At 58.1% G+C, this 20,739-nt stretch carries 18 protein-coding genes; 3 read left to right on the top strand and 15 right to left on the bottom strand.

Going from position 1 to position 20,739, the window contains the following annotated elements; genetic code table 11:
* Positions 1 to 488: 488 nt before the first annotated feature.
* The 9 genes from rlmB to HMPREF2879_RS02005 form a co-directional block, all read right to left on the bottom strand.
* Positions 489 to 1,475: a 23S rRNA (guanosine(2251)-2'-O)-methyltransferase RlmB gene (rlmB, locus tag HMPREF2879_RS01965; RefSeq protein WP_070605010.1), complete on the bottom strand. Its 987-nt coding sequence runs from the start codon at positions 1,473 to 1,475 to the stop codon at positions 489 to 491.
* Between the two features lie 95 nt (positions 1,476 to 1,570).
* Positions 1,571 to 2,989: a cysteine--tRNA ligase gene (gene cysS / locus HMPREF2879_RS01970; RefSeq protein WP_070605013.1), complete on the bottom strand. Its 1,419-nt coding sequence runs from the start codon at positions 2,987 to 2,989 to the stop codon at positions 1,571 to 1,573.
* A gap of 82 nt (positions 2,990 to 3,071) precedes the next feature.
* Positions 3,072 to 3,554 carry a 2-C-methyl-D-erythritol 2,4-cyclodiphosphate synthase gene (gene ispF, locus HMPREF2879_RS01975; protein WP_005509302.1) on the bottom strand — a complete coding sequence of 161 codons (483 nt, stop codon included), beginning with the start codon at positions 3,552 to 3,554 and terminating at the stop codon, positions 3,072 to 3,074.
* 73 nt (positions 3,555 to 3,627) lie between these two features.
* Positions 3,628 to 4,371: a 2-C-methyl-D-erythritol 4-phosphate cytidylyltransferase gene (gene ispD, locus HMPREF2879_RS01980; RefSeq protein WP_070634706.1), complete on the bottom strand. Its 744-nt coding sequence runs from the start codon at positions 4,369 to 4,371 to the stop codon at positions 3,628 to 3,630.
* A 15-nt stretch (positions 4,372 to 4,386) separates the two neighbouring features.
* Positions 4,387 to 5,070 carry a response regulator transcription factor gene (locus HMPREF2879_RS01985; RefSeq protein WP_005507150.1) on the bottom strand — a complete coding sequence of 228 codons (684 nt, stop codon included), beginning with the start codon at positions 5,068 to 5,070 and terminating at the stop codon, positions 4,387 to 4,389.
* 41 nt (positions 5,071 to 5,111) lie between these two features.
* Positions 5,112 to 6,254 (bottom strand): sensor histidine kinase, encoded by a 1,143-nt coding sequence (locus HMPREF2879_RS01990; protein ID WP_239665180.1) that lies wholly within the window; start codon positions 6,252 to 6,254, stop codon positions 5,112 to 5,114.
* A gap of 167 nt (positions 6,255 to 6,421) precedes the next feature.
* On the bottom strand, positions 6,422 to 7,159 hold the full coding sequence (locus HMPREF2879_RS01995; protein ID WP_012904159.1) for a phosphoglyceromutase: 738 nt from the start codon (positions 7,157 to 7,159) through the stop codon (positions 6,422 to 6,424).
* A 220-nt stretch (positions 7,160 to 7,379) separates the two neighbouring features.
* Positions 7,380 to 7,697, bottom strand: a complete 318-nt coding sequence (locus HMPREF2879_RS02000; protein ID WP_070634707.1) for a DUF2516 family protein — start codon at positions 7,695 to 7,697, stop codon at positions 7,380 to 7,382.
* Positions 7,698 to 7,745: 48 nt separating this feature from the next.
* Positions 7,746 to 8,948 (bottom strand): trans-sulfuration enzyme family protein, encoded by a 1,203-nt coding sequence (locus tag HMPREF2879_RS02005; RefSeq protein ID WP_049340345.1) that lies wholly within the window; start codon positions 8,946 to 8,948, stop codon positions 7,746 to 7,748.
* 159 nt (positions 8,949 to 9,107) lie between these two features.
* Between HMPREF2879_RS02005 and tmk the strand changes: the two genes are divergently transcribed.
* A complete protein-coding gene (gene tmk / locus HMPREF2879_RS02010; RefSeq protein ID WP_080974871.1) occupies positions 9,108 to 9,824 on the top strand; it encodes a dTMP kinase in 717 nt (238 codons plus the stop codon).
* Positions 9,821 to 10,963, top strand: coding sequence for a DNA polymerase III subunit delta' (locus HMPREF2879_RS02015; protein WP_049346701.1), 1,143 nt, complete (start codon positions 9,821 to 9,823; stop codon positions 10,961 to 10,963). Before tmk ends, HMPREF2879_RS02015 begins: the two co-directional genes overlap by 4 nt.
* Positions 10,964 to 11,073: 110 nt before the next feature.
* Here HMPREF2879_RS02015 and HMPREF2879_RS02020 read toward each other — a convergent pair whose 3' ends face one another.
* The 3 genes from HMPREF2879_RS02020 to manA form a co-directional block, all read right to left on the bottom strand.
* Complete coding sequence (locus HMPREF2879_RS02020) at positions 11,074 to 12,429, bottom strand: PFL family protein (protein WP_070634708.1); 1,356 nt, start codon at positions 12,427 to 12,429, stop codon at positions 11,074 to 11,076.
* Positions 12,430 to 12,439: 10 nt separating this feature from the next.
* Entirely contained in the window at positions 12,440 to 12,709 is a 270-nt protein-coding gene (locus HMPREF2879_RS02025; RefSeq protein ID WP_049340339.1) for an ACT domain-containing protein, read from the bottom strand.
* A gap of 299 nt (positions 12,710 to 13,008) precedes the next feature.
* Positions 13,009 to 14,196, bottom strand: coding sequence for a mannose-6-phosphate isomerase, class I (gene manA / locus HMPREF2879_RS02030; protein WP_070634335.1), 1,188 nt, complete (start codon positions 14,194 to 14,196; stop codon positions 13,009 to 13,011).
* Between the two features lie 137 nt (positions 14,197 to 14,333).
* On the opposite strand from manA, the gene HMPREF2879_RS02035 reads away from it, so the two are divergent.
* Positions 14,334 to 15,740, top strand: a complete 1,407-nt coding sequence (locus tag HMPREF2879_RS02035; protein WP_049340335.1) for a phosphomannomutase/phosphoglucomutase — start codon at positions 14,334 to 14,336, stop codon at positions 15,738 to 15,740.
* 155 nt (positions 15,741 to 15,895) lie between these two features.
* On the opposite strand, the gene HMPREF2879_RS02040 is transcribed toward HMPREF2879_RS02035, so the two are convergent.
* The 3 genes from HMPREF2879_RS02040 to HMPREF2879_RS02050 all read right to left on the bottom strand — a co-directional run bounded on the left by HMPREF2879_RS02040 (position 15,896) and on the right by HMPREF2879_RS02050 (position 20,382).
* A complete protein-coding gene (locus tag HMPREF2879_RS02040; RefSeq protein ID WP_049340333.1) occupies positions 15,896 to 17,077 on the bottom strand; it encodes an FAD-binding oxidoreductase in 1,182 nt (393 codons plus the stop codon).
* Positions 17,078 to 17,688: 611 nt separating this feature from the next.
* Entirely contained in the window at positions 17,689 to 18,159 is a 471-nt protein-coding gene (locus HMPREF2879_RS02045) for an RrF2 family transcriptional regulator (protein ID WP_005507162.1), read from the bottom strand.
* A 372-nt stretch (positions 18,160 to 18,531) separates the two neighbouring features.
* Positions 18,532 to 20,382 (bottom strand): phosphoenolpyruvate carboxykinase (GTP), encoded by a 1,851-nt coding sequence (locus HMPREF2879_RS02050; protein ID WP_070634709.1) that lies wholly within the window; start codon positions 20,380 to 20,382, stop codon positions 18,532 to 18,534.
* Between the last annotated feature and the right edge of the window lie 357 nt (positions 20,383 to 20,739).

The following is a 20,739-nucleotide window of genomic DNA, read 5'->3' on the forward strand; positions in this document are numbered from 1 at the left end:
TCGCCGCGGCGACTCATACAACTATACAGATGCCTAAACGCCCCTGCAACCCGAAAATGGGTGAAGTAGAGCACAAATACGGGGGTTTAGGTTCATCCTGACCTAAACAGAACAGCAAAACCCCTAGTCAACGCAGGATAAGCCTCCCGAAAGTTCTTCAAAAAAAGTTTAAAAACCTTCAAAAGAGCTCTAAAAACCTGCAGAAGCTCCCTAAAGAGCCCATATAGAAGGGCAACAGAGCCCCTCAACGTCAAGAAGATTCAGCATCAAGAAGATGGGAAGAGGGGCTCCGCCCCTCCCCCATCTCTGTATTTCATACCGCCGTATTTCTGTACCGCTGCACTCCCCCGTTCTGCACCTCCCTATATATGAGCACCTACATATGGGGAGAGCGCAGAAGAGCACAGAAAAGGAGGGCACCCCTCACGGGGGCGCCCTCCTTATTCAAACTACAGAGCTACAGGCTGTAGCTCGCTAGCTTCAAAACTTTAGTTCGCGGAAGCGCGACGACGAGAAACATCGTACAGAGTAATACCCACAGCCATCGCCGCGTTCAAAGACTCCATCGCAGAATCAATCGGAATCGACACAATCTGATCGCAGTTCTCAGTCACCAGGCGGGACAGACCCTTACCCTCAGAACCAACCACCACGCACAGCGGCTCATTCGCAAGCTCCAGAGCCGGCAACTCAATATCGCCGCCGCCATCCAGACCAATCACGAAAATACCCTGCTCCTTAGCCTGCTGAATCACGCGAGTCAGATTAGTCGCCATCGCAACAGGAATACGAGCAGCCGCACCAGCACTAGTCTTCCACGCACCAGCAGTCACAGCAGCCGAACGACGCTCAGGAATAATCACGCCATCACCGCTAAACGCGGACACGCTACGAATAATCGCACCCAAGTTACGCGGATCAGTAATACCGTCCAAAGCAACAAACAGCGGCGGAGTCGACAGCTTACCCGAGTGCCAACGCTCCATAGTATCCAGCACCAGGTCAGTAGCGTCCGGGTACTTGTACGGAGGAATCTGCATCGCAACACCCTGATGCACAGAACCATCAGTCAAACGATCCAGCTCGCTACGCGGAATCTCCAGCATCGGAATATTGCGCTTATTCGCAATAGTCATAATCTCGCGGACGCGGTCATCCACCTCAATGCGGCTCATGATGTACAAGTGCTTCGAGGGAATCTCAGTACGCAGAGCCTCAAGCACCGCATTACGACCAGTCACCAGCTCATCGCTAGCACGCTTACCGCCCAGACGAGTCTGGAACTTACGGTTCGTACCGGTAGCAGCACGACGCTCAGCCGCACGCTTCATCTTATGCGCCTTGTGATAAACGCGGTCCTCAGCCTTCGGAGTAGGACCCTTACCCTCAAGCGCCTTACGACCGTGACCGCCAGTGCCCTTAGTAGCACCCTTCTTCTTGGTGGTAGCGCCCGGGCGCGAACCTGCCTTAGCCATTCTTCTCTTCCTTCGTCAAAGTAATGAATACGAGTCTACGCGAGAGAAACCCGCGCGACCTAAGCCTTACGCACAAACGCGGGGCACATCACCCTCTAGCCAACGCTCCAGCTCGAACCATTCGCGCCATCCTTCACCTGCACACCAGCAGACGCCAACAAATCACGCATCGCATCAGCCTTCGCCCAATCCTTCTGAGCACGAGCATCAGCACGCTCCGCCAACACAGCCTGAATCAGCGCATCCAAAGCCTCATGCTCAGCACCCGAAGTGCCCTCAGCGTTAAAGCTCATCAACTGCGCCAAGCCCAGAACCTCAGCCATAGCCATCACAGCATTCGCCGCCTCCGAAGCATCCTCACCAGAAGCAAGCGCCGCATTACCCGCACGAGTCTGCTCATGCAGAACCGCCAAAGCACGCGGAATATTCACGTCATCATCCATAGCCTCAGCAAAAGCCTCCGGAACCTCACGACCCGGCTTCAGCACATCCTGAGTTGCAGCAAGGAACGCCTCAACACGCTCAATAGCGGTTGCCGCCTCCTGCAGAGACGACGGACGGTAATCAAGAATCGAACGATAATGCGCACTACCCAGGTAATAACGAACCACCAGCGGACGAGCCATCTGCAGCATCTGCGCCGGCGAAATCGTATTACCGATAGACTTCGACATCTTCTCACCCTCATAGGTGACCATGCCGTTATGCATCCAGAAGTTCGCGAAATCATCACCAGCAGCAGTCGACTGCGCCAACTCATTCTCATGGTGCGGGAAACGCAAATCCAAACCGCCACCGTGAATATCGAAACGCGAACCCAAATACTTACCAGCCATCGCCGAGCACTCCAGATGCCAGCCCGGACGGCCGCGACCCCACGGAGACTCCCACGAAGCAGTCAGCGGCTCACCCTCCTTATAACCCTTCCACAGGGCAAAATCGCGAGGGTCACGCTTACCGCGCGGATCAGCATCCGCAGAATCCTGCATATCCTCAACGCTCTGATTCGTCAGCGCACCATACTTACCCCACGAACGCACGTCAAAATACACGTCACCAGAATCATCCAGCGCAGGATACGCGTGGCCACGATCAATCAGACGCTGAATCAGAGCAAACATCTCCGGAATATGACCGGTCGCACGCGGCTCATACGTCGGCGGATCAATACCCAACGCCGCATACGCCTGAGCAAAAACCTTCTCAAAACGGTACGCGAGCGCCCACCACTGCTCATTCGGGAACTCACCCTCAAAACCGGGTTCCATAGAATCAGCAGACTTCGCCAAAATCTTGTCATCAATATCAGTGACATTGCGGACCGTCGTCACCTTCAAACCGCGGTAACGCATCCAACGGCTCAACTGGTCAAAAACCAACGCCGAACGGATATGGCCCAGATGCGGTTCACCCTGCACCGTAGCACCACAATAATAGATACGCGCCTCACCGGGCACGACGGGCTCAAACTCACGAATAGTCGCGGAAGCTGAATCATAAAAACGCATAGTCACACTCTCATTCTACGGGGTCGGCTCAGACGCCGGGGCGGTAAATCAGCGATAGGTTACAGAATGGCTCGAAGCAGCCAAACACCTACGAACGCGGGTACACCAACGCCGTCGCAATAGCAGCCACACCCTCGCCGCGGCCCGTCAAACCCAAACCATCAGTAGTCGTCGCAATCACCGTCACCGGAGCACCCGCCGCCTCGCTCAGCACACGGTTCGCCTCATCACGGCGCGGAGAGAACTTCGGGCGGTTACCCACCAGCTGAACGCTCACATTACCAATCTCAAAACCAGCAGCACGCACAATCGCCGCAGCCTCAGAAAGAATACGAACACCAGAAGCGCCCTTCATATCCGGGCGGTCCACACCAAAATTAGAGCCCAAATCCCCCGTGCCGGAGGCGGCAAAAAGAGCATCCGCGGCAGCATGAGCCACCACATCACCATCAGAATGGCCGCTCAAACCACGCTCACCCGGCCAATGCAGACCAGCAATATACAGAGGAGTGCCCTCCTCACCAAAAGCGTGGACATCAACACCGGTACCAACACGAGGAATAACAGTCATCACAGGACCCTTCAATCGATTAAACATCTTCTCAGCAGCAGCGCCTCGGCAAAAGAGGCGTTAGGCGGCAGGGTTAGGCAGCAGAATCACCAAACAGCGCACGAGCAACCCGCAAATCCATCGGAGTCGTCACCTTAAACGCATCCGCATCACCGGCAACCGTCAACACCGGCTCACCCGCCGCCTCCATCGCCATCGCATCATCAGTCAACAGCTCAGCTTCCTCAGCAGGCAGGGAACGGCTACGCTCATGCGCCGCCAACAGGGCAGCCACCTCAAAACCCTGAGGAGTCTGCACCGCACGCATCTGCGCACGCGAAGGAGTACCCGTCACTAGGCCGGCAGAATCCACGGTCTTCACCGTATCCACCACGGGCAACACCGGAATCACCGCACGCACAACACCCTGCGGGCTCTCAGAACCTAAGCCCTCAAGCACTCGGTGATACACCTGCGGCGGAGTAAAAGCACGAGCGCAATCATGAATCAGCACATAATCCACCGGAACCTGCGCATCCTTCAAAGCATCCAACGCCGCAACCACCGAAGCCGTACGCGTATCACCGCCGGCAGTAATCAACGCACCGGCACGGCAGGCATCCTCCAAAAGCTCCGGGCAACTCGCCGAACAATCAGCAGGAACAGTCACCACCACATGCTCAGCAATACCTGAAGCGAGCGCACCCTCCAACGCATAATCCAGTAGGGTACGACCATGCACACGCACAGCAGCCTTCGGAATCGGCTCACCCAGGCGAGTACCCGAACCAGCCGCCAAAACAATCACAGCAGTATTCGCCGCAGAAGCAGAACTCATCAGTCTCAAGCCCGCCTACGCCTCGAACTTATAGCCCAAGCCGCGAACCGTCACCACATACTGCGGGGCAGAAGAATCCGGCTCAATCTTCGAACGCAGACGCTTAATATGCACATCCAGGGTCTTCGTATCACCCACATAGTCGGCCCCCCACACGCGCTCAATCAGCTGGCCACGAGTCATCACACGACCCACATTGCGCAGCAGAATCTCAAGGAGCTCAAACTCCTTCAACGGCATAGAAATCTCTTCACCATTAACCGTCACCACGTGGCGGTCAATGTCCATACGCACCGGGCCGCCCTGCAGCACCGACTCAGTAGCAGAATCAGTCTCCGCCGAACGACGACGCAACACCGCGCGGATACGAGCAATCAGCTCACGCGCAGAATACGGCTTCGTCACATAGTCATCAGCGCCCAGTTCCAGACCGAGCACCTTATCCAGCTCAGAGTCCTTAGCGGTCAGCATGATAATCGGGACCGAAGACACCTCACGCAGCTTACGGCACACCTCCATACCGGACATGCCCGGAAGCATCACATCCAGCAGCACCAAATCCGCGCCCTCGCGGTCAAACACCGGCAGAGCATCCAGACCGTTGTCCACAACAATCGTCTGGAAACCCTCACGACCCAGCAAAAACGCAAGGGGATCCGAGAGGGCCTCTTCGTCCTCAACAATCAGAATTTTAGACATCAATAACTTCCTTCGATTCCATAAAACCTATACCGCTAACACTACACTGCGGCCGGAGGCTCATTCAGCGGCAACGCCAACGTAAACGTCGAGCCCTCCTGCGGCATCGACCGAACCGTCACGCTACCACCGTGCTGAGTCATCACATGCTTCACAATGCTCAAGCCCAAACCAGTGCCGCCCGTCTGACGCGAACGAGCCGGATCAACCCGGTAAAAACGCTCAAAAATACGCTTCTGCTCGTCCTCCGGGATACCCACGCCCTGATCAGCAACCTCAACCAGCAGCTGATCAGCCACACGATGCACCCAAATATCCACCTTCGTATGCTCCGGCGAATAACGCACCGCGTTCTCCACCAGGTTCTGCACAGCAATACCGAGCAGCTCGGCGTCACCGTACACCTCGGGGACCTCCTCGATGCGGGTAGAAATCTGAATGTCCTTCTCCTCCGCCACAATATGCGAACGGTCCACCGCATCAGCCACCAAAGAAGGCACCGACACCGGACCACCACGCGCAATCACGTCGGTCGACTGCAAACGCGAAAGCTCAATAATGTCACGCACCAGCGCAGAGAGGCGGCGAGTCTCCTTATGTAGACGACCCACAAAATACTCGATAGCCTCCGGGTCATCACTCGCCTGTTCAATAGCCTCCGCAAGCAGACTCACCGCACCCACCGGAGTCTTCAACTCATGCGACACATTCGCCACAAAATCATTACGCATACGCTGCACACGAGAAATCTCAGTGCGGTCATCCGCGAGCACCAGAATGTACTCGTCACCCAAAGAAGCCACGCGAACGTCCAGCACCAGCGCCTCACCCTCACCGCGGTCAATTTCAAAAGTACGCTCCGCAAAAATACCGCGATGACGCACCATGCGAATCATATCCGCCAACTCATCAGACGCCACAGTATGACCACGCACCAAACCCATCGCATACGCACCAGGAGAAGCCTGAACCACGCCGCCCACCTCATCAATCACCAGATAGGCACGACCAATCACAGCAAGCACCTGAGCGGCACCATCACGCAGCGCCGGCGCCGACACCAAGCTACGCTCCTGCTCCCGCTCACTACGCGCCACCGCGTTCATGCTCAGGACGCCCACCAGCAGACCTATCATGCCCGCAATAAAGGCGATCAGACCGGCATCCATGTACTTCCCTTCCATTCGGGTACCCCATAAGTATAAATGTGGCCGATACCCAGCACTTGGGCGAACGCCCCTCTTCTCAGACAGGCTCCCCGTGCAGAAACCCTGCAGAGAACGCAATGAGCCGCCCACCTCAACGGTGGACGGCTCATCACAATGACAGGGGTGAAACCCTGCCGGAGGTATTACTTGCCCTGGTTTGCTACGGCAGCAATAGCGTCCTTAGCAGCCTCGGGGTCCAGGTACTCGCCAGCCTTGACGGGCTGGAAGTTCTCATCCAGCTCGTAGTACAGCGGAATACCGGTGGGGATGTTCAGGCCAGCAATGTCCTCATCGGAAATACCCTCGAGGTGCTTAACCAGCGAACGCAGGGAGTTACCGTGTGCAGCAACCAGAACGGTCTTACCTGCTGCGAGGTCGGGCTTGATGTCCGACTCCCAGTAGGGAAGCATACGGCCCAGAACGTCCTTCAGGCACTCGGTGCGGGGAGCGTTCTCAACATCCGCGTAGCGGGGGTCGTTTGCCTGCGAGTAGGGGTCGTTGTCGTCCAGCGGGGGCGGCGGAACGTCGTAGGAACGACGCCAAGTCATGAACTTCTCGTCGCCGTATTCCTCGCGGATCTCGGACTTGTTCTTACCCTGCAGAGCACCGTAGTGACGCTCGTTCAGGCGCCAGGTGCGCTTGACGGGAATCCACAGACGGTCTGCTGCATCCAGTGCAAGGTTTGCGGTGTTGATTGCGCGACGCTGCAGGGAGGTGTGAACAACATCGGGGAGGATGTTGCGCTCTGCCAGCAGCTCGCCGCCGCGCTTAGCCTCAGCGCGGCCCTTATCGGTCAGGTTAACGTCCACCCAACCGGTGAACAGGTTCTTTTCATTCCACTCGGACTGGCCGTGGCGCAGGAGTACTAGTTTGTAAGTCATACCTCTATTTTTTCATTTACCCGCCGGTTTGTCATGCCTTAGAGCCTAGAAAATATGCATTCTCCCAAAAATTTATAAGGGTCTTTTCCACCAGAACGAAAGGCTCAAAAACCCCGCCAGAAAAGGGAAAAGCCCCGCACACCATCCGACCGGGACAAACCAGCCAGAGGGCACGCGAGGCCTCACACTGCATCACTCAAAGCGAGCGCAAAAGCTAACGCTAGAAACGGCGGCGACCCACCGAAGGCCACACACCAGCCAGGAACACGCAGCTAATCACAGCAGCAACCAGCTGAAGAATCAGCACAGTATTACCGCCGCCAGTCACCGCAGCAAAAACGCTAAACAGCGACACCGCAGCAGAACCACCGGTCAAAGCCAGCCACGTGTTCTTCGGGCGCTTACCAGCAAAATCGTAAGCATTAGCCGGAGACGACCACGCACGAACAAAAGCCAGCACACCAACCACAGCGCCGGCAACAGCCAGTAGCACATCGATAAGAGTGGTCACATAGATGACCAACAGAATAGGAGACATAGTATTCCTTAGAATCAGCAGCTTCTCTAGACAACCCTAGCAAAGTGCCTAGCGGACAGCATTAAAGGCCTCAACCAAGTCATTGTAAAGGTCATCGACGTTCTCAATACCTACCGACAGACGCAGCAGGGATTCGGGAATCGAATCCGGCTCGTTACCGTGGCGACGACGACGCTCCACGAGAGACTCCACGCCGCCCAGAGAGGTTGCCGGGGTCCACAGCTTCAACGCCTCCACGACGTTACGGGCACCAGCCGCATCGGTATCCAGGGTGACGCACAAAATCGCACCGAAACCGTCCATCTGCTTCTTCGCAACCTCATGACCGCGGTCGCTCTCCAGACCCGGGTAACGCACCTCAGTCACGAAGGGGTGCTCGCTCAGACGCTCCGCCAGCACCTGTGCGTTCTGCACAGCACGTTCCACGCGCAGCGCCAGGGTGCGCAGGCCGCGCAGACCAAGCCATGCCTCCACGGGGCCGGGGATTGCGCCGTTGGTGATGCGGTGGTGCAGCATCGCCTTGTACAGTTCCTCATTCGAGGTGAGGGTCATGCCCAGCAGAACATCAGAGTGGCCCGCGAGGAACTTCGTAGCGGAGTGAACCACCACGTCAGCACCCAAATCCAGGGGACGCTGCAGAATCGGGGTTGCGAAGGTGTTATCCACCGCGGTCACAATGCCCAGGCGGCGAGCAGCAGAAAGCAGGGCAGGCAGGTCAGCGACCTCAAGCATCGGGTTCGTGGGGCTTTCCAGCCACGCCAGGACCTTCGGTGCCGAGTAGTTCACGTTCTCCGGGGTCACGCCGGTGCGGGATGCGGCATCCTCCATAGCGGCGATAACGCTCTCGGTGTCTTCAATGTCCACGCGAACAAGCTCAATGATGCCGCGGCGCTCCAAATCCTTGCACAGGGTCACCGACGCCATGTATGCGTGCTTCGGAATCAGAACAATGGAACCAACCGGCACCAGGTCGATCACAGCAGCGACAGCAGCCATACCGGAGGGGAACAGCAGACCGGGCTGGGTAGCGTTCTCCAGCTTCGCCACAACCTCTTCCATGCCCTCCCAGGTGGGGTTCGAGAAGCGGGCGTACACACGGTCCTGCTCAATATTGACGGCATCCACACCGCGGTAGGTAGAAGAAAGAACGATCGGAGGGTTCACCGGCGCGTCATGCTCGTGTGCCGGGCGACCGCCAGAGACGACGAAGGTCTCTGCGGAGTAATTCATGTCGTGGTTATCTGCACTCATGTCTTTAAGCCTGGCACACCCGCGCCCAGAACGCACGCCCGCACGGGTGACGATACGCAGGATTTACATGTTTTTTACCTTGATACGCGCTCAATCCCACGCGGAGGTATCACCAAAACCGCACCGGTGCAGCTAAGAGACCCGGTACCCTTAAAGGTGATGGATACTCTCAGCTACACCCCCGATGCACAGAATCTTCCCGCCGACCCGACCGGTCGCCGCGGGCTTTTTATCGTGGTCGAAGGAGGCGACGGTGCCGGCAAAACCACCCAGCTCTCCCTACTGAATGAAGCACTCAGCACCCGCGGATACCGCGTCATCACCACCCGCGAACCCGGCGGCACCGAGATTGGCGAAAAGCTGCGTGCCCTCGTCCTTGAAGCGGGTCAGGGTACCATTGACGACCGCACCGAGGCGCTGATTTTCGCGGCATCCCGCGCGGCTCACGCCTCCCAGCTGATTCGCCCGGCGCTCGCTGAGGGCGCCATCGTGCTCAGTGACCGCTATATTGATTCTTCCGCCGCGTACCAGGGTGTTGGCCGCGATCTGGGTATTGAAACCATCGTCGATTTGAGCCGCTGGGCTACCGCCGATCTGGTACCCGACGCGACCCTACTGCTGAGTGTGCCGTTGAGCGCCGAGCAGGAGCGCATGGATCAGCGCGGCACCGTCGACCGTATTGAGGCTGAAGGCGCCGCGTTCAAGGCCCGCATTCACGGTGCGTTCGAGCAAATCGCCCGCGAGGACGCTAACGGTTCGCACCGCATCATTGATGGTGTGGGAACGATTGAGCAGGTACACGCGCGCGTGCTCGAGGTGATTGAGCCTCTACTTGCCGCTCGCGAGCTGGTCCGCACCGGTAAGGAGGACTCATGAGCCTCTGGGATACCCTGCTGATTCCCGCCGATAAGCTCCAGCAACTACACACGGATGCCGCCGCCGCCCGCCCCACGCACGCTTGGCTTTTCACGGGTGCAACCGGTGCGCCTCACCGTGAGGCGGCAAAGGTTTTCGCCGCCGCCCTGCTGTGCGATCAGCCCGACCCTCAGAACCGCGGCTGCGGCCAGTGCAAGGGCTGCGTGACCGTCATGAACGGTTCGCACGCAGATTTTACGCACTTTAGTACCGAGGCGACGCACATCAGCATTGATGAGGCGCGCGAGCTGGTCATGAAGGCTCAGGACCGCCCGACCGTAGGTCGCTGGCGCGTGATTCTGGTCGAGGACACCGAGCGCATGCCGGAGCGTACCTCCAATGTGTTGTTGAAGGCGATTGAGGAGCCGCCGCCACATACGATTTGGTTGTTGACGGCGCCCTCCCCCACCGATGTGCTGGTGACGATTCGTTCGCGGTGCCGTCCGGTGCAGTTGCCGGTTCCTACCGATGCGCAGGTGCACGAGTATCTACTGGCGCACGGTGTGGCTGATCCTTTGGCGCAACGTGCGGCGCGTCTGGCTCTGGGCGATGCGCAGGAGGGGTACCGTTTGGCGACCGATGAGCGGGCGATGGCTCGTCGGGAGTTGATTACCTCCCTGATTCTGAATGTTCGTTCTATTTCTTCGGCTTTCAACGCAGCTGAGAAGCTCACCGACCTTGCCAACCAGGACGCACAGGCTGTCTCCGCTCTCAAGGATGAGCAGGAACGCCAGGAGCTTCTGGCACTGCTGGGTATTCGCGAGGGTGAGCGTGTTTCTCCGTCCTTGCGAGCGCAGGTTCGCCGTCTGGAGGAGCAACAGAAGCGCCGCGCTAAGCGCGTTTCCTCCGATACGCTGTTGCGTTCCGTGGCGCAGGTTCAGACGGTTCTGCGTGATGCGCTGACGGTGGCTCTGTCGGCGCAGGCTCCGCTAGTCAATGAGCATTTGCGTGAGCCTCTGGAGGCGTTCTGCACCCGCCGTTCCGCCCAGCAGCTGCTGGAGGATGTGCAGGCGGTCGAGCTGACTCTGCGTCGTCTGCGGACGAACGCGAATGCGCGTTTGGCGCTTGAGGCGTTGATGAGCCGCTTCGTGTATCAGTAGCTTCTTGCTAGCGAATACAGCACAAGGGGAGGCACCGAAGAGATAATCTTCGGCGCCTCCCCTTTTCTATTCATTCTCAGCGCCCCTAGAGCTTAGTTGCGGAATCGAGCTTAGTTGCGGAAACCGTGAACCGGCGACGGAATACGACCGCAACGGGCGATGAACGCCTCCGCGCTAGGGGTGTGGGTGGGCATGACGGGTGCTCGACCGAGCAGGCCACCAAATTCGACCATGTCGCCTACGCCCAGGCCGACCGCCGGGATGACGCGGACCGCGGTGGTCTTGTGGTTCATCACGCCGATTGCTGCCTCGTCGGCAATCATTGCGGCGAGGGTCGCGGCGGGAGTGTCTCCGGGAACCGCGACCATGTCCAGACCGACGGAGCAGATGGCGGTCATTGCTTCGAGCTTGTCCAGGGTGATGTGTCCGGCGGCTGCGGATTCAATCATGCCGATGTCCTCAGAGATCGGGATGAAGGACCCGGAGAGGCCGCCGACATTTGAGCACGCCATGAGGCCACCCTTCTTCACCGCGTCGTTGAGCAACGCGAGTGCCGCAACGGTACCGTGGGTACCGACGGTTTCCAGACCCATTTCCTCGAGGATGTGTGCGACCGAGTCGCCAATCTCTGCGGTGGGCGCCAGGGAGAGGTCGATAATGTTGAACTGCACGCCAAGGCGTTCAGCGGCGAGGGTACCGACCAGCTGGCCAACGCGGGTAATCTTGAAGGCTGCCTTCTTGATTTCTTCTGCACAAGTGTCGAAGGATTCGCCGCGGACCTTCTGCAGGGCGCGGTGTACCACGCCGGGGCCGGAGACACCCACGGAGATGGTGGTGTCTGCCTCCTGAACACCGTGGAATGCGCCCGCCATGAAGGGGTTGTCGCTGACGGCGTTCGCGAAGACGACGAGCTTGGCGCAGCCGAAGCCGTGTGCATCCGCGGTCAGGTCTGCGGTGGCGCGGATGGTCTCGCCCATGAGCTTGACTGCGCTCATGTTAATGCCGGCTCGGGAGGATCCGATGTCTACGGAGGAGCAGACCACGTCGGTTTCTGCGAGCGCTCGCGGGATGGAGCGAATCAGCTTCTCGTCGGCGGGGGTCATGCCCTTATCGACGAGGGCGCTGAAGCCGCCGACGAAGTTCACGCCGACTGCCTTCGCAGCTGCGTCGAGGGTACGAGCGAACTCTACATAGTCCTCGTCGCCGGAGGCGCCTGCCACCAGCGCGATGGGGGTGACGGCGATGCGCTTGTTGACGATCGGGATGCCGAGCTCAGCTTCGATACCTTCGCAGACGCTGACGAGGTTTGCGGCGCGGTTGGTGATCTTGTCGTAGATTTTGCGGCGGGCTACTTCGCCGTCGGAGTCGGCGCAGTCGAGCAGGGAGATGCCCATGGTGACGGTGCGAATGTCGAGCTTCTGCTCCTCGATCATTCGGATGGTTTCTAGAATATTGGTGTTGCGCATCAGTGGAGCCCTAGATGGCGTGCATTGCTTTGAAGATGGATTCTGCCTGGATGCGAATCTGCACCTTCTGTTCGTGTTCGACACCGATCATGGCTTCCTGCAGATCGATGAGGTTCTGCTGCGCTTCGTCGAAGGAGCAGTGCATGATCATGGTGAAGTATTCGCCCATGATGGTCTGGGAGACGTCGAGGACGTTGACCTTACGCTCGGCGAGGGTTGCGGTCACGGCAGCGATGATGCCTTCGTGGTCGATGCCTGTGACGGTGAGGATGATCTTCACAGTGTTCTCCTAGCAGTTTGGGGCTGCGTACCTGAGGAAGAGGTGCATAAAGGCACAGGTATACGCATATTTATAAGACCAATTATAGGTTACTCAGAACACACTGTGCAGGGTAGACACAAAAATATCCCCTGCATCCCATATTCGGGGCATAAAAAATCCACGCCTTCCCGGTCTGAATAAATACAGGGAAGAACGTGGATTCTTTATTATGTGCCAGTCTTGATGTATCTTTCGACACTCCTTATATCTGGCTAGATTATAACTGTCTAGAAGTTTTAGTTATCGAGGATTATTTCCTAAACATAAGAAGCAATGTACAGCTCGCCATTACCGCTCAAGGTTGCCTCGGAGGGCTCACCCACGTGCAACACCGACTCGGTAACACCCAGTACGAATTCCTCGGTGCCGTTGCCGTCCGCTGCGTGAATGGTGATTTCGCCGGATACGCTCAGTGCGGCGCTAATACCCTCGAAGGTGTACTCCTGCGGCTTGCCCTCTTCAACACGGATGCGGGTCACGCTCATGCGCTCATCCCACATGGCGTAGGTGCCGACAGGTGCGTTTTCGGGGGTGAGGCGCTGGATGACGGGGGCGTCCTGGCTTTCGCCGAGAACCTTAATGAGCTCCTCAGTATCGATGTGCTTCGCGGTCAGACCCGCGCGCATCACGTTATCGGAGGGGTTCATCAACTCAATAGCGGTACCGGAGACGTAAGCGTGCACCTGACCGTCGGGGGTAAAGGCGGATTCACCCGGTGCCAGGTGTACCAGGTTCATGACGAATGCTACGAGCAGACCGCGGTCGCCGGGGTACTTGCCGGCAACGATCTGCACGAGCTCCGCGGCATCAGCAATAGCAGCGTTTTCGGAGTCGGTCAGCTGTGCTGCCGCCTCGACAAGCTGCTCAACAGCCGCGGTGGCGGTCTCTTCGGGCATGCGAATGATCTCGGTCAGCAGCTGCTTGGGGGTAAGCTCCACGCGCTCTGCCAGCCAGCCAGCCTTGAACGCCTCGGCAAGCTCTGCCAGCTGCGCGGAGGTGCGCACACCGGTGAGCACACGCATCGGGGTCAGCGCAATAACGGTTTCGGGCTTGGAGTAGCGATCCTTGTAGTTGCGGTGCGGTGCATCAATCGCGATGCCGCGTGCCTGCTCGTCCTCGAAGCCAGCAATAGCCTGCTCGGGGGTGGGGTGCACCTGAATCGACAGGGGTGCATCAATCGCAAGGATCTTAAAGAGGAAAGGGAACCAGTCGGAGGTACGGTCCGGGCGCAAGAAACGGGAGGGCTCAGCCTGAATCAGTTCGTTGAGCGGGGACTCGGTGCCGTCAACGGTTGCGCGGGAGGGAGCAGCCGGATGCGCACCAACCCACACCTCAGCCTCGGGCTGCTCGGTGGGTACGGGCACGCCACGCATGCGTCCGAGAATTTCGCGGGAACCCCACGCATAATTCTGAATCTGGTTTTTTAGGGAAAAAATCTCACCCATGGGGGGAAATACCTCTCGACGTGAGTTGTCTGGAGTAAGTGACGTGATAAAAAACCCATACATTCAGCGGAATTTATAAGGTTTTACCTGCCCATTATAGAGGCTACTTGCACTTCTTTACCGCTAAAATAAAAGGCGTGACTACTATTAATCTACATGACTCATTCAAAGCGTACGACGTGCGTGGCATCGTCGGCGAAACCATTACCGCAGAGACTGTTCGCGCTACTGGCGCGGCTTTCGTAGACGTTCTGGGCCTGGAGGGCCAGACTATCCTGGTCGGCGGCGACATGCGCCCCTCCTCCCCCGAATTCATGGATGCATTCGCCCAGGGTGCAACCGCTCGCGGTGCAAATGTTGAGAAGATCGGTCTGATCTCCACTGACGTTCTGTACTTCGCATGTGGCGTTGAGAACGCTGCCGGTGTTACCTTCACCGCTAGCCACAACCCCGCAGAGTACAACGGCATGAAGATGGCTAAGGCTGGCGCTGTTCCGCTGTCTTCCGAGTCCGGTCTGTTCGACATCCGTGACCTGGCTCAGAAGTACCTGGATTCGGGCGAGATTCCTTCGGTTGAGAAGGTCGGCACCGTTTCTGAGAAGGACATCCTCAAGCCCTACGCAGAGTACCTGCGCAAGCTGGTTGACCTGTCTTCCATCCGCCCCCTGAAGGTTGTTGTTGACGCTGGTAACGGCATGGGTGGTATGACCACTCCCGCTGTTCTGGGCGACACCATCCTGCCGGGTCTGCCCCTGGAAATCGTTCCCCTGTACTTCGAGCTGGACGGTACCTTCCCGAACCACCCGGCTAACCCGCTGGAGCCGGCTAACCTGGTTGACCTGCAGAAGGCTGTTGTTGAGCACGGTGCTGACATTGGTCTGGCATTCGACGGCGACGCTGACCGCTGCTTCGTCATCGATGAGAAGGGTGAGCCCGTCACTCCTTCGGCTGTGACCGCTCTGGTTGCTGAGCGCGAGATTGCTCGTGCAAAGGCTGAGGGTAACGAAGAGCCCGTCATCATCTACAACCTGATCACCTCGAAGGCTGTTCCCGAGCTGGTTGAGAAGCTGGGCGGCCGCGCAGTGAAGACCCGCGTGGGCCACTCCTTCATCAAGGCTGTTATGGCCAAGGAGAACGGCGTGTTCGGTGGCGAGCACTCCGCTCACTACTACTTCAAGGACTTCTTCAACGCAGACACCGGTATGCTCGCTGCAATGCACGTGCTGGCTGCTCTGGGTGGCGGCGACCAGCCCCTCTCCGAGATTAGCGCAAAGTACTCCCCGTACGTTGCCTCCGGCGAGATTAACTCCGAGATCGAAGACAAGGCTGCCGCTGTGGACCGCGTTCGTGCACACTACGCTAACGCTCCCGTGGTTGTTGAGGACTCCGACGGCACCACCTTCACCAACACCGAAGAGGGTTGGTGGGTTAACCTGCGTCCTTCGAACACCGAGCCTTTCCTGCGCCTGAACCTTGAGGCACCGGATGTTGCGACTATGGAGCGCGTCCGCGACGAGGTTCTGGCTCTGGTTCGCCAGGGCTAAGCACTAGCTAGCTACTAAAAATCCCGCCTCGCAGATTCGTCTGCGGGGCGGGATTTTTATTTTGAGTTCTAAAAACCCGGCTAGGTTCTTCTGTCTAAGAGGAAGAACCTAGCCGGGTTTAAGAAACCTAGCGGACGAGCCGGCTTACGGGGTTTTTACGCCTCGCGTGCCTGGTCGTGGAGCATCCACTGGTCGGGGCCGAAGATCTCGTAGTTGATGTTCTTGCCGGGAACGCCTGCCTCCACCAGTGCGGAGCGTACGCCCTGCATGAAGGGCAGCGGGCCGCAGAGGTAAACGTTAGCGTTGGAGGGAACGTCCAGCTTGGAGACGTCGACGCGGCCGGTGTAGTCGCCACCCTCACCCTCGATGAAGGAGACGAGGCGTGCGTTGGGCAGCTTGCCGACGAGCTCGGTGAGCTCTTCGCGCAGGGGCCAGGTGTCCAGGCGGCGGTCTGCGTGGACCACGGTCACGGGGCGCTCGGAGCCCTTCTCAACCAGCTCGGAGAGGAAGCTGAGCATGGGGGTGGTGCCAATACCTGCGGAGAAGAGGTACAGGGGTGCCTGGGGGTCGCCGAAGCCTTCCAGGGTCAGGTCACCGTAGGGGTTGGAGACCTCGACGACTGCGCCGACTTCCAGCTCGTGCAGGATGGAGGTCATCTCGCCGTTGGGGTCGAGCTTCACACCGATGCGGCGCTGGTTCTTTTCGCTGGGCAGCAGGGTGTACTGGCGTGCCTGGCGCAGACCGTCACGTGCGGGAACGATGATGGAGATGTACTGGCCGCCCTTGGACTCGGTCATGGGGGTCTCGTCGGCGGGCTCGAAGGTCAGCACGACAACGTTCTCGCCGGTCTCCTTGCGCTCAACGAGCTTGAAGGGTGCGAACATGACGTCGTTTGCCTGAGAAGCGTACAGGCCCTTCTCCAGCTTGATGAGGGCGTTGCCCATGAGCCAGTAGACCTCGGTCCATGCCTCAACGATTTCGGGGGTTGCCAGGTCGCCGAGGTTAGCGGCGATTGCCTCGAAGAGGTACTTGTAGACGGTGGGGTATTCTTCTTCCTTCAGGCCCAGGGATGCGTGCTTGTGGGCCACGCGGGAGAGGACCTCGTCCGGGTAGGAGTCCGGGTGCTCGACAATGTAGGAAGCGAATACTGCGATGGAGCCAGCCAGTGCGCGAGGCTGAGTGCCTTCAAGCTGGGAGGAGCGGGAGAACATGCCGTCCATCAGGTCGGGGCGGGCGGCGAACATTCGACGGTAGAAGTCGGGGGTGATGTCGTTGATGCGCTCAGCGATAATGGGCAGCGTTGCCTCAATAATGGGGCGGGACTTCTCAGAGAGCATGTCATGCCTTCTTCCTGTGTGGTCACCTGGTCGTTGTGATGATGCCCTTGATATGTGTGATGCTGGGGCGTTCACTCGGACAGCTCAGTTGGTGACGAAGTGTTTATAAAGCACCCTTACCGTAGCATTTTGCGGGGTGCTTGCGCTGTGTGCAGGTCATGCCCCGAGGGTTATTTGGCGCTACAGATGCTACTTATGGTTCACCCTGACTCAAAGAGAGAGCCGAGCGTCACACTATATATTTTCAGCACTGTTTTTGAGTTCGCCGGGTGACTAGCCCCGAAGTGTGCATAAAAATTCTGGAGCGAAAATATATTTACTAGGGAAAGTATGCAGTGCGGTGCAAAAATGAATATGGTCACATTTTCTGCATTTGAAAAGCAAATTTGCAATATCCTGCATTTACTGCACATTTTCCGGGTTCGTGCAGGTGCCGACAACCGCGCACGCAGAGTCAAAAACACTCCCCCGCGGCCCTCAAAACCCCCACGAAACACCCCCGCGCGAACCGCCCAGCAGCCCCCGCGCCAACCGCAGAAACACCCTAAACTTCGTGTTAAAAACTCTATGGAGCCTCCCACCGGAAAGCTCCACAGGTACCACGTATTCCTTTAGCGTGCAGGCAGCGCATTCTCCGGAGGCGCGAAGCCTAGCTCCACAAATACCGGGCCAACGGGACGTGCACCGGCAGTCAACTCGCTAATCACAACCGAGTCCACCGAAGCATAGAACGCCTCACGAGCCTTCGCCAGCACATTGCGCAGGCGGCAGAACTTATCGAGGGGGCAGTGGCCGTTCTCATCCTCGCACTCAATCATGGGGATATCGCCCTCAGTAGCGCGAAGAACAGTGCCGACGGTCGCAGAACGACCAGCATCGGAAAGCATAACGCCACCGGCGCGACCGCGAGTCGAATCCAGGTAACCCATGTTCACGAGGAAAGCCACAGCCTTCGCCACATGGTTGTAGGGGGTGTCCACTCCCTCAGAGATCTTCTGAGTGGAAAGCTTCTGACCGGGCTCCAGAGCAGACAGGAGCATCAGAACGCGGAGCGAGACATCCGAGAATGCTGTCAAACGCATGGATACTCCTTCTATCCTTCTCGTGTCGCCGTCACTTCCACAGAGAACTTCCACAGAGACGGCAACGGATGCGTGAGCCCGGGCGGGTTCGACGCGTTCAAAAATCTTACATTGGAATTGTATAGGGGCGGCAAGAGAGGCAAGAAATTATGGATAGCCACTTCTGCACCAAACCATCCCGGCGAGGATCTTAAAGTATTTCTCAAGAGCAAGTGGACTGCATAGCCTTACACTCACGCCTTTGCAAGAAAATTTATCACTCCCCCAACTGACAGGGATTCAAATTTCCCCCAAACGGAAAGAAGGGGCGGAATCTCACCGAGAGATTCCACCCCTTCAAGGCGCTAAACCTTAGGTATTAGCTGGAGTGTCTTAGTCCTCCAGAGCCTTCGCCAGAGCGTCGCGCTGTTCGCGAACCTCAGCGGGCAGCTTGTCGCCGAACTTCTCGAGCCACTCGTCGATGCCGGGCAGTTCAGCCGCCCATTCTTCCTTCGAGACAGCCAGAGCAGCCTTCAGCTCTTCCTCGGAGATTTCCAGACCGGTCAGGTCCAGGTCTTCCTTGGTGGGAACGGTGCCCAGGAAGGTCTCCTGGCCGCCAGCCTTGCCGTCGAGGCGGTCGAAGATCCACTTCACAACGCGAGAGTTCTCGCCGAAGCCGGGCCACGCGAAGCCACCGTCGGGGGTGCGGCGGAACCAGTTGACGTAGTAGACCTTCGGCATGTTCTCGGTGCCGTGCTTCTTGCCCAGGTCCAGCCAGTGCTTGAAGTAGTCACCAGCGTTGTAGCCGATGAAGGGCAGCATTGCCATCGGGTCGCGGCGAATCACGCCGACAGCACCCTTAGCAGCCGCGGTGGTCTCGGAGGAGAGGGTAACTGCGCGGAAGACGCCCTGCTCCCAGCTCTCGGACTCGGAAACCAGCGGGATGGTGGTCTTACGGCGACCACCCAGAACGATAGCGCTCAGCGGCACACCCTCGGGGTCGTAGTACTCGGGAGCGAGCATGTCGACCTGGGATGCGGGGGTGCAGAAACGGGAGTTCGGGTGAGCTGCCGGGCGGCCGGACTCGGGGGTCCAGTCCTTACCGGTCCAGTCAATCAGGTGTGCGGGAGCCTCGTCGGTCTTGCCCTCCCACCAGACGGAGCCGTCGTCGGTCAGTGCAACGTTGGTGAAGATGGTGTTGCCCTTGGCGATAGCCTTCATAGCGTTCGGGTTGGTGGAGTAACCGGTGCCCGGTGCCACGCCGAACAGGCCAGCCTCGGGGTTGACCACGCGTGCCTGGTGGTTCTCGTCGAACTCGATCCATGCGATGTCGTCGCCGACCATCTCAGCCTTCCAGCCGTCAATGGTGGGCTCCATCATTGCGAAGTTGGTCTTGCCACATGCGGAGGGGAACGCTGCGGAGATGTAGCGAACCTTGCCCTCGGGGTTGGTGACCTTCAGGATGAGCATGTGCTCTGCCATCCAGCCCTCGTCGCGACCGATAACGGATGCGATACGCAGTGCGTAGCACTTCTTACCGAGCAGTGCGTTACCGCCGTAACCGGAGCCGAAGGACCAGATTTCGCGGGTCTCGGGGAACTGGACGATGTACTTCTCGGGATTGCAAGGCCAGGGAACATCTTCCTGACCGGGCTCCAGGGGTGCACCAACACTGTGCAGAGCCTTGACGAAGAAGCCGTTGGTCTCGTTCAGCTTGGCAAGAACGTCCTTACCGATGGTTGCCATGATGCGCATGGAGCAGACAACGTATGCGGAGTCGCTGAGCTCAACAGCAATCTTGGGGTTCTTAGCCTTCAGGGAGCCCATGACAAAGGGAATGACGTACATGGTACGACCGCGCATGGAGCCCTCGAACAGACCGGTCAGGGTCTGCTTCATTTCGACGGGGTCGCGCCAGTTGTTGGTCGGGCCTGCGCCTTCTTCAGTCTCGGAGCAGATGAAGGTGCGCTCCTCGACACGTGCAACGTCGTCAGGATCGGAGAAAGCTGCGTAAGAGTTCGGGAATTCGTGATCGCTGAGGCGAACAAAGGTGCCAGCGTCGACCAGTTCCTGAGCGAGGCGGTCGTATTCTTCCTGGGTGCCATCGACCCAGTAGATGTGTGCGGGCTGGGTCAGTGCCGCAACTTCGCGAACCCAGTCCAGAAGGCCCTGGTGGGTAGTGGGTGCGCTCTGCAGCTCCTTTTCGAGCTCAGCAGAGAGAGTACGAGTTGAGGTGTCAGCCATTGACATTTTCCCCTTCAATCGGTGGCCCGGATACTACATTGATCCGGATAGGTCTGCGGTAACAAAGAAGCAGTTAAACACTACAAGCGTGCAAACAATGGTGAATATGCACGCTTGGACAGTCTCCACTTCCTCGTGATGCTTACAGAATAACGCATTAATGGTCTATAGAGCTTTCTATAACGCCATTTCTTAAGTTCTGCGCATCACATTCTTAGAATACGAGAGGATTTCTGTAAAGAATTTTTAGGGCTTACGACGGGATCCTCCGGGGGATTTCAGGGACCCGCAGTGCCGGTTTTAGGGTGCCGAGAAAATATTTTGAAAAATTTTTACGGGCACAAAAACCCTGAAATT

The sequence above is a fragment of the Rothia sp. HMSC069C04 genome (assembly GCF_001812895.1).
Taxonomy (GTDB): domain Bacteria; phylum Actinomycetota; class Actinomycetes; order Actinomycetales; family Micrococcaceae; genus Rothia.

What these genes read in the sequence shown, in the direction of transcription:
- rlmB (WP_070605010.1), bottom strand. Translation starts at nt 1,475, where the DNA reads ATGGCTAAGGCAGGTTCGCGCCCGGGCGCTACCACCAAGAAGAAGGGT.
- ispF (WP_005509302.1), bottom strand. Translation starts at nt 3,554, where the DNA reads ATGACTGTTATTCCTCGTGTTGGTACCGGTGTTGATGTCCACGCTTTT.
- ispD (WP_070634706.1), bottom strand. Translation starts at nt 4,371, where the DNA reads ATGAGTTCTGCTTCTGCGGCGAATACTGCTGTGATTGTTTTGGCGGCT.
- HMPREF2879_RS01985 (WP_005507150.1), bottom strand. Translation starts at nt 5,070, where the DNA reads ATGTCTAAAATTCTGATTGTTGAGGACGAAGAGGCCCTCTCGGATCCC.
- HMPREF2879_RS01990 (WP_239665180.1), bottom strand. Translation starts at nt 6,254, where the DNA reads ATGGAAGGGAAGTACATGGATGCCGGTCTGATCGCCTTTATTGCGGGC.
- HMPREF2879_RS01995 (WP_012904159.1), bottom strand. Translation starts at nt 7,159, where the DNA reads ATGACTTACAAACTAGTACTCCTGCGCCACGGCCAGTCCGAGTGGAAT.
- HMPREF2879_RS02000 (WP_070634707.1), bottom strand. Translation starts at nt 7,697, where the DNA reads ATGTCTCCTATTCTGTTGGTCATCTATGTGACCACTCTTATCGATGTG.
- HMPREF2879_RS02005 (WP_049340345.1), bottom strand. Translation starts at nt 8,948, where the DNA reads ATGAGTGCAGATAACCACGACATGAATTACTCCGCAGAGACCTTCGTC.
- tmk (WP_080974871.1), top strand. Translation starts at nt 9,108, where the DNA reads ATGGATACTCTCAGCTACACCCCCGATGCACAGAATCTTCCCGCCGAC.
- HMPREF2879_RS02015 (WP_049346701.1), top strand. Translation starts at nt 9,821, where the DNA reads ATGAGCCTCTGGGATACCCTGCTGATTCCCGCCGATAAGCTCCAGCAA.
- HMPREF2879_RS02020 (WP_070634708.1), bottom strand. Translation starts at nt 12,429, where the DNA reads ATGCGCAACACCAATATTCTAGAAACCATCCGAATGATCGAGGAGCAG.
- manA (WP_070634335.1), bottom strand. Translation starts at nt 14,196, where the DNA reads ATGGGTGAGATTTTTTCCCTAAAAAACCAGATTCAGAATTATGCGTGG.
- HMPREF2879_RS02040 (WP_049340333.1), bottom strand. Translation starts at nt 17,077, where the DNA reads ATGCTCTCTGAGAAGTCCCGCCCCATTATTGAGGCAACGCTGCCCATT.
- HMPREF2879_RS02045 (WP_005507162.1), bottom strand. Translation starts at nt 18,159, where the DNA reads ATGCGTTTGACAGCATTCTCGGATGTCTCGCTCCGCGTTCTGATGCTC.
- HMPREF2879_RS02050 (WP_070634709.1), bottom strand. Translation starts at nt 20,382, where the DNA reads ATGGCTGACACCTCAACTCGTACTCTCTCTGCTGAGCTCGAAAAGGAG.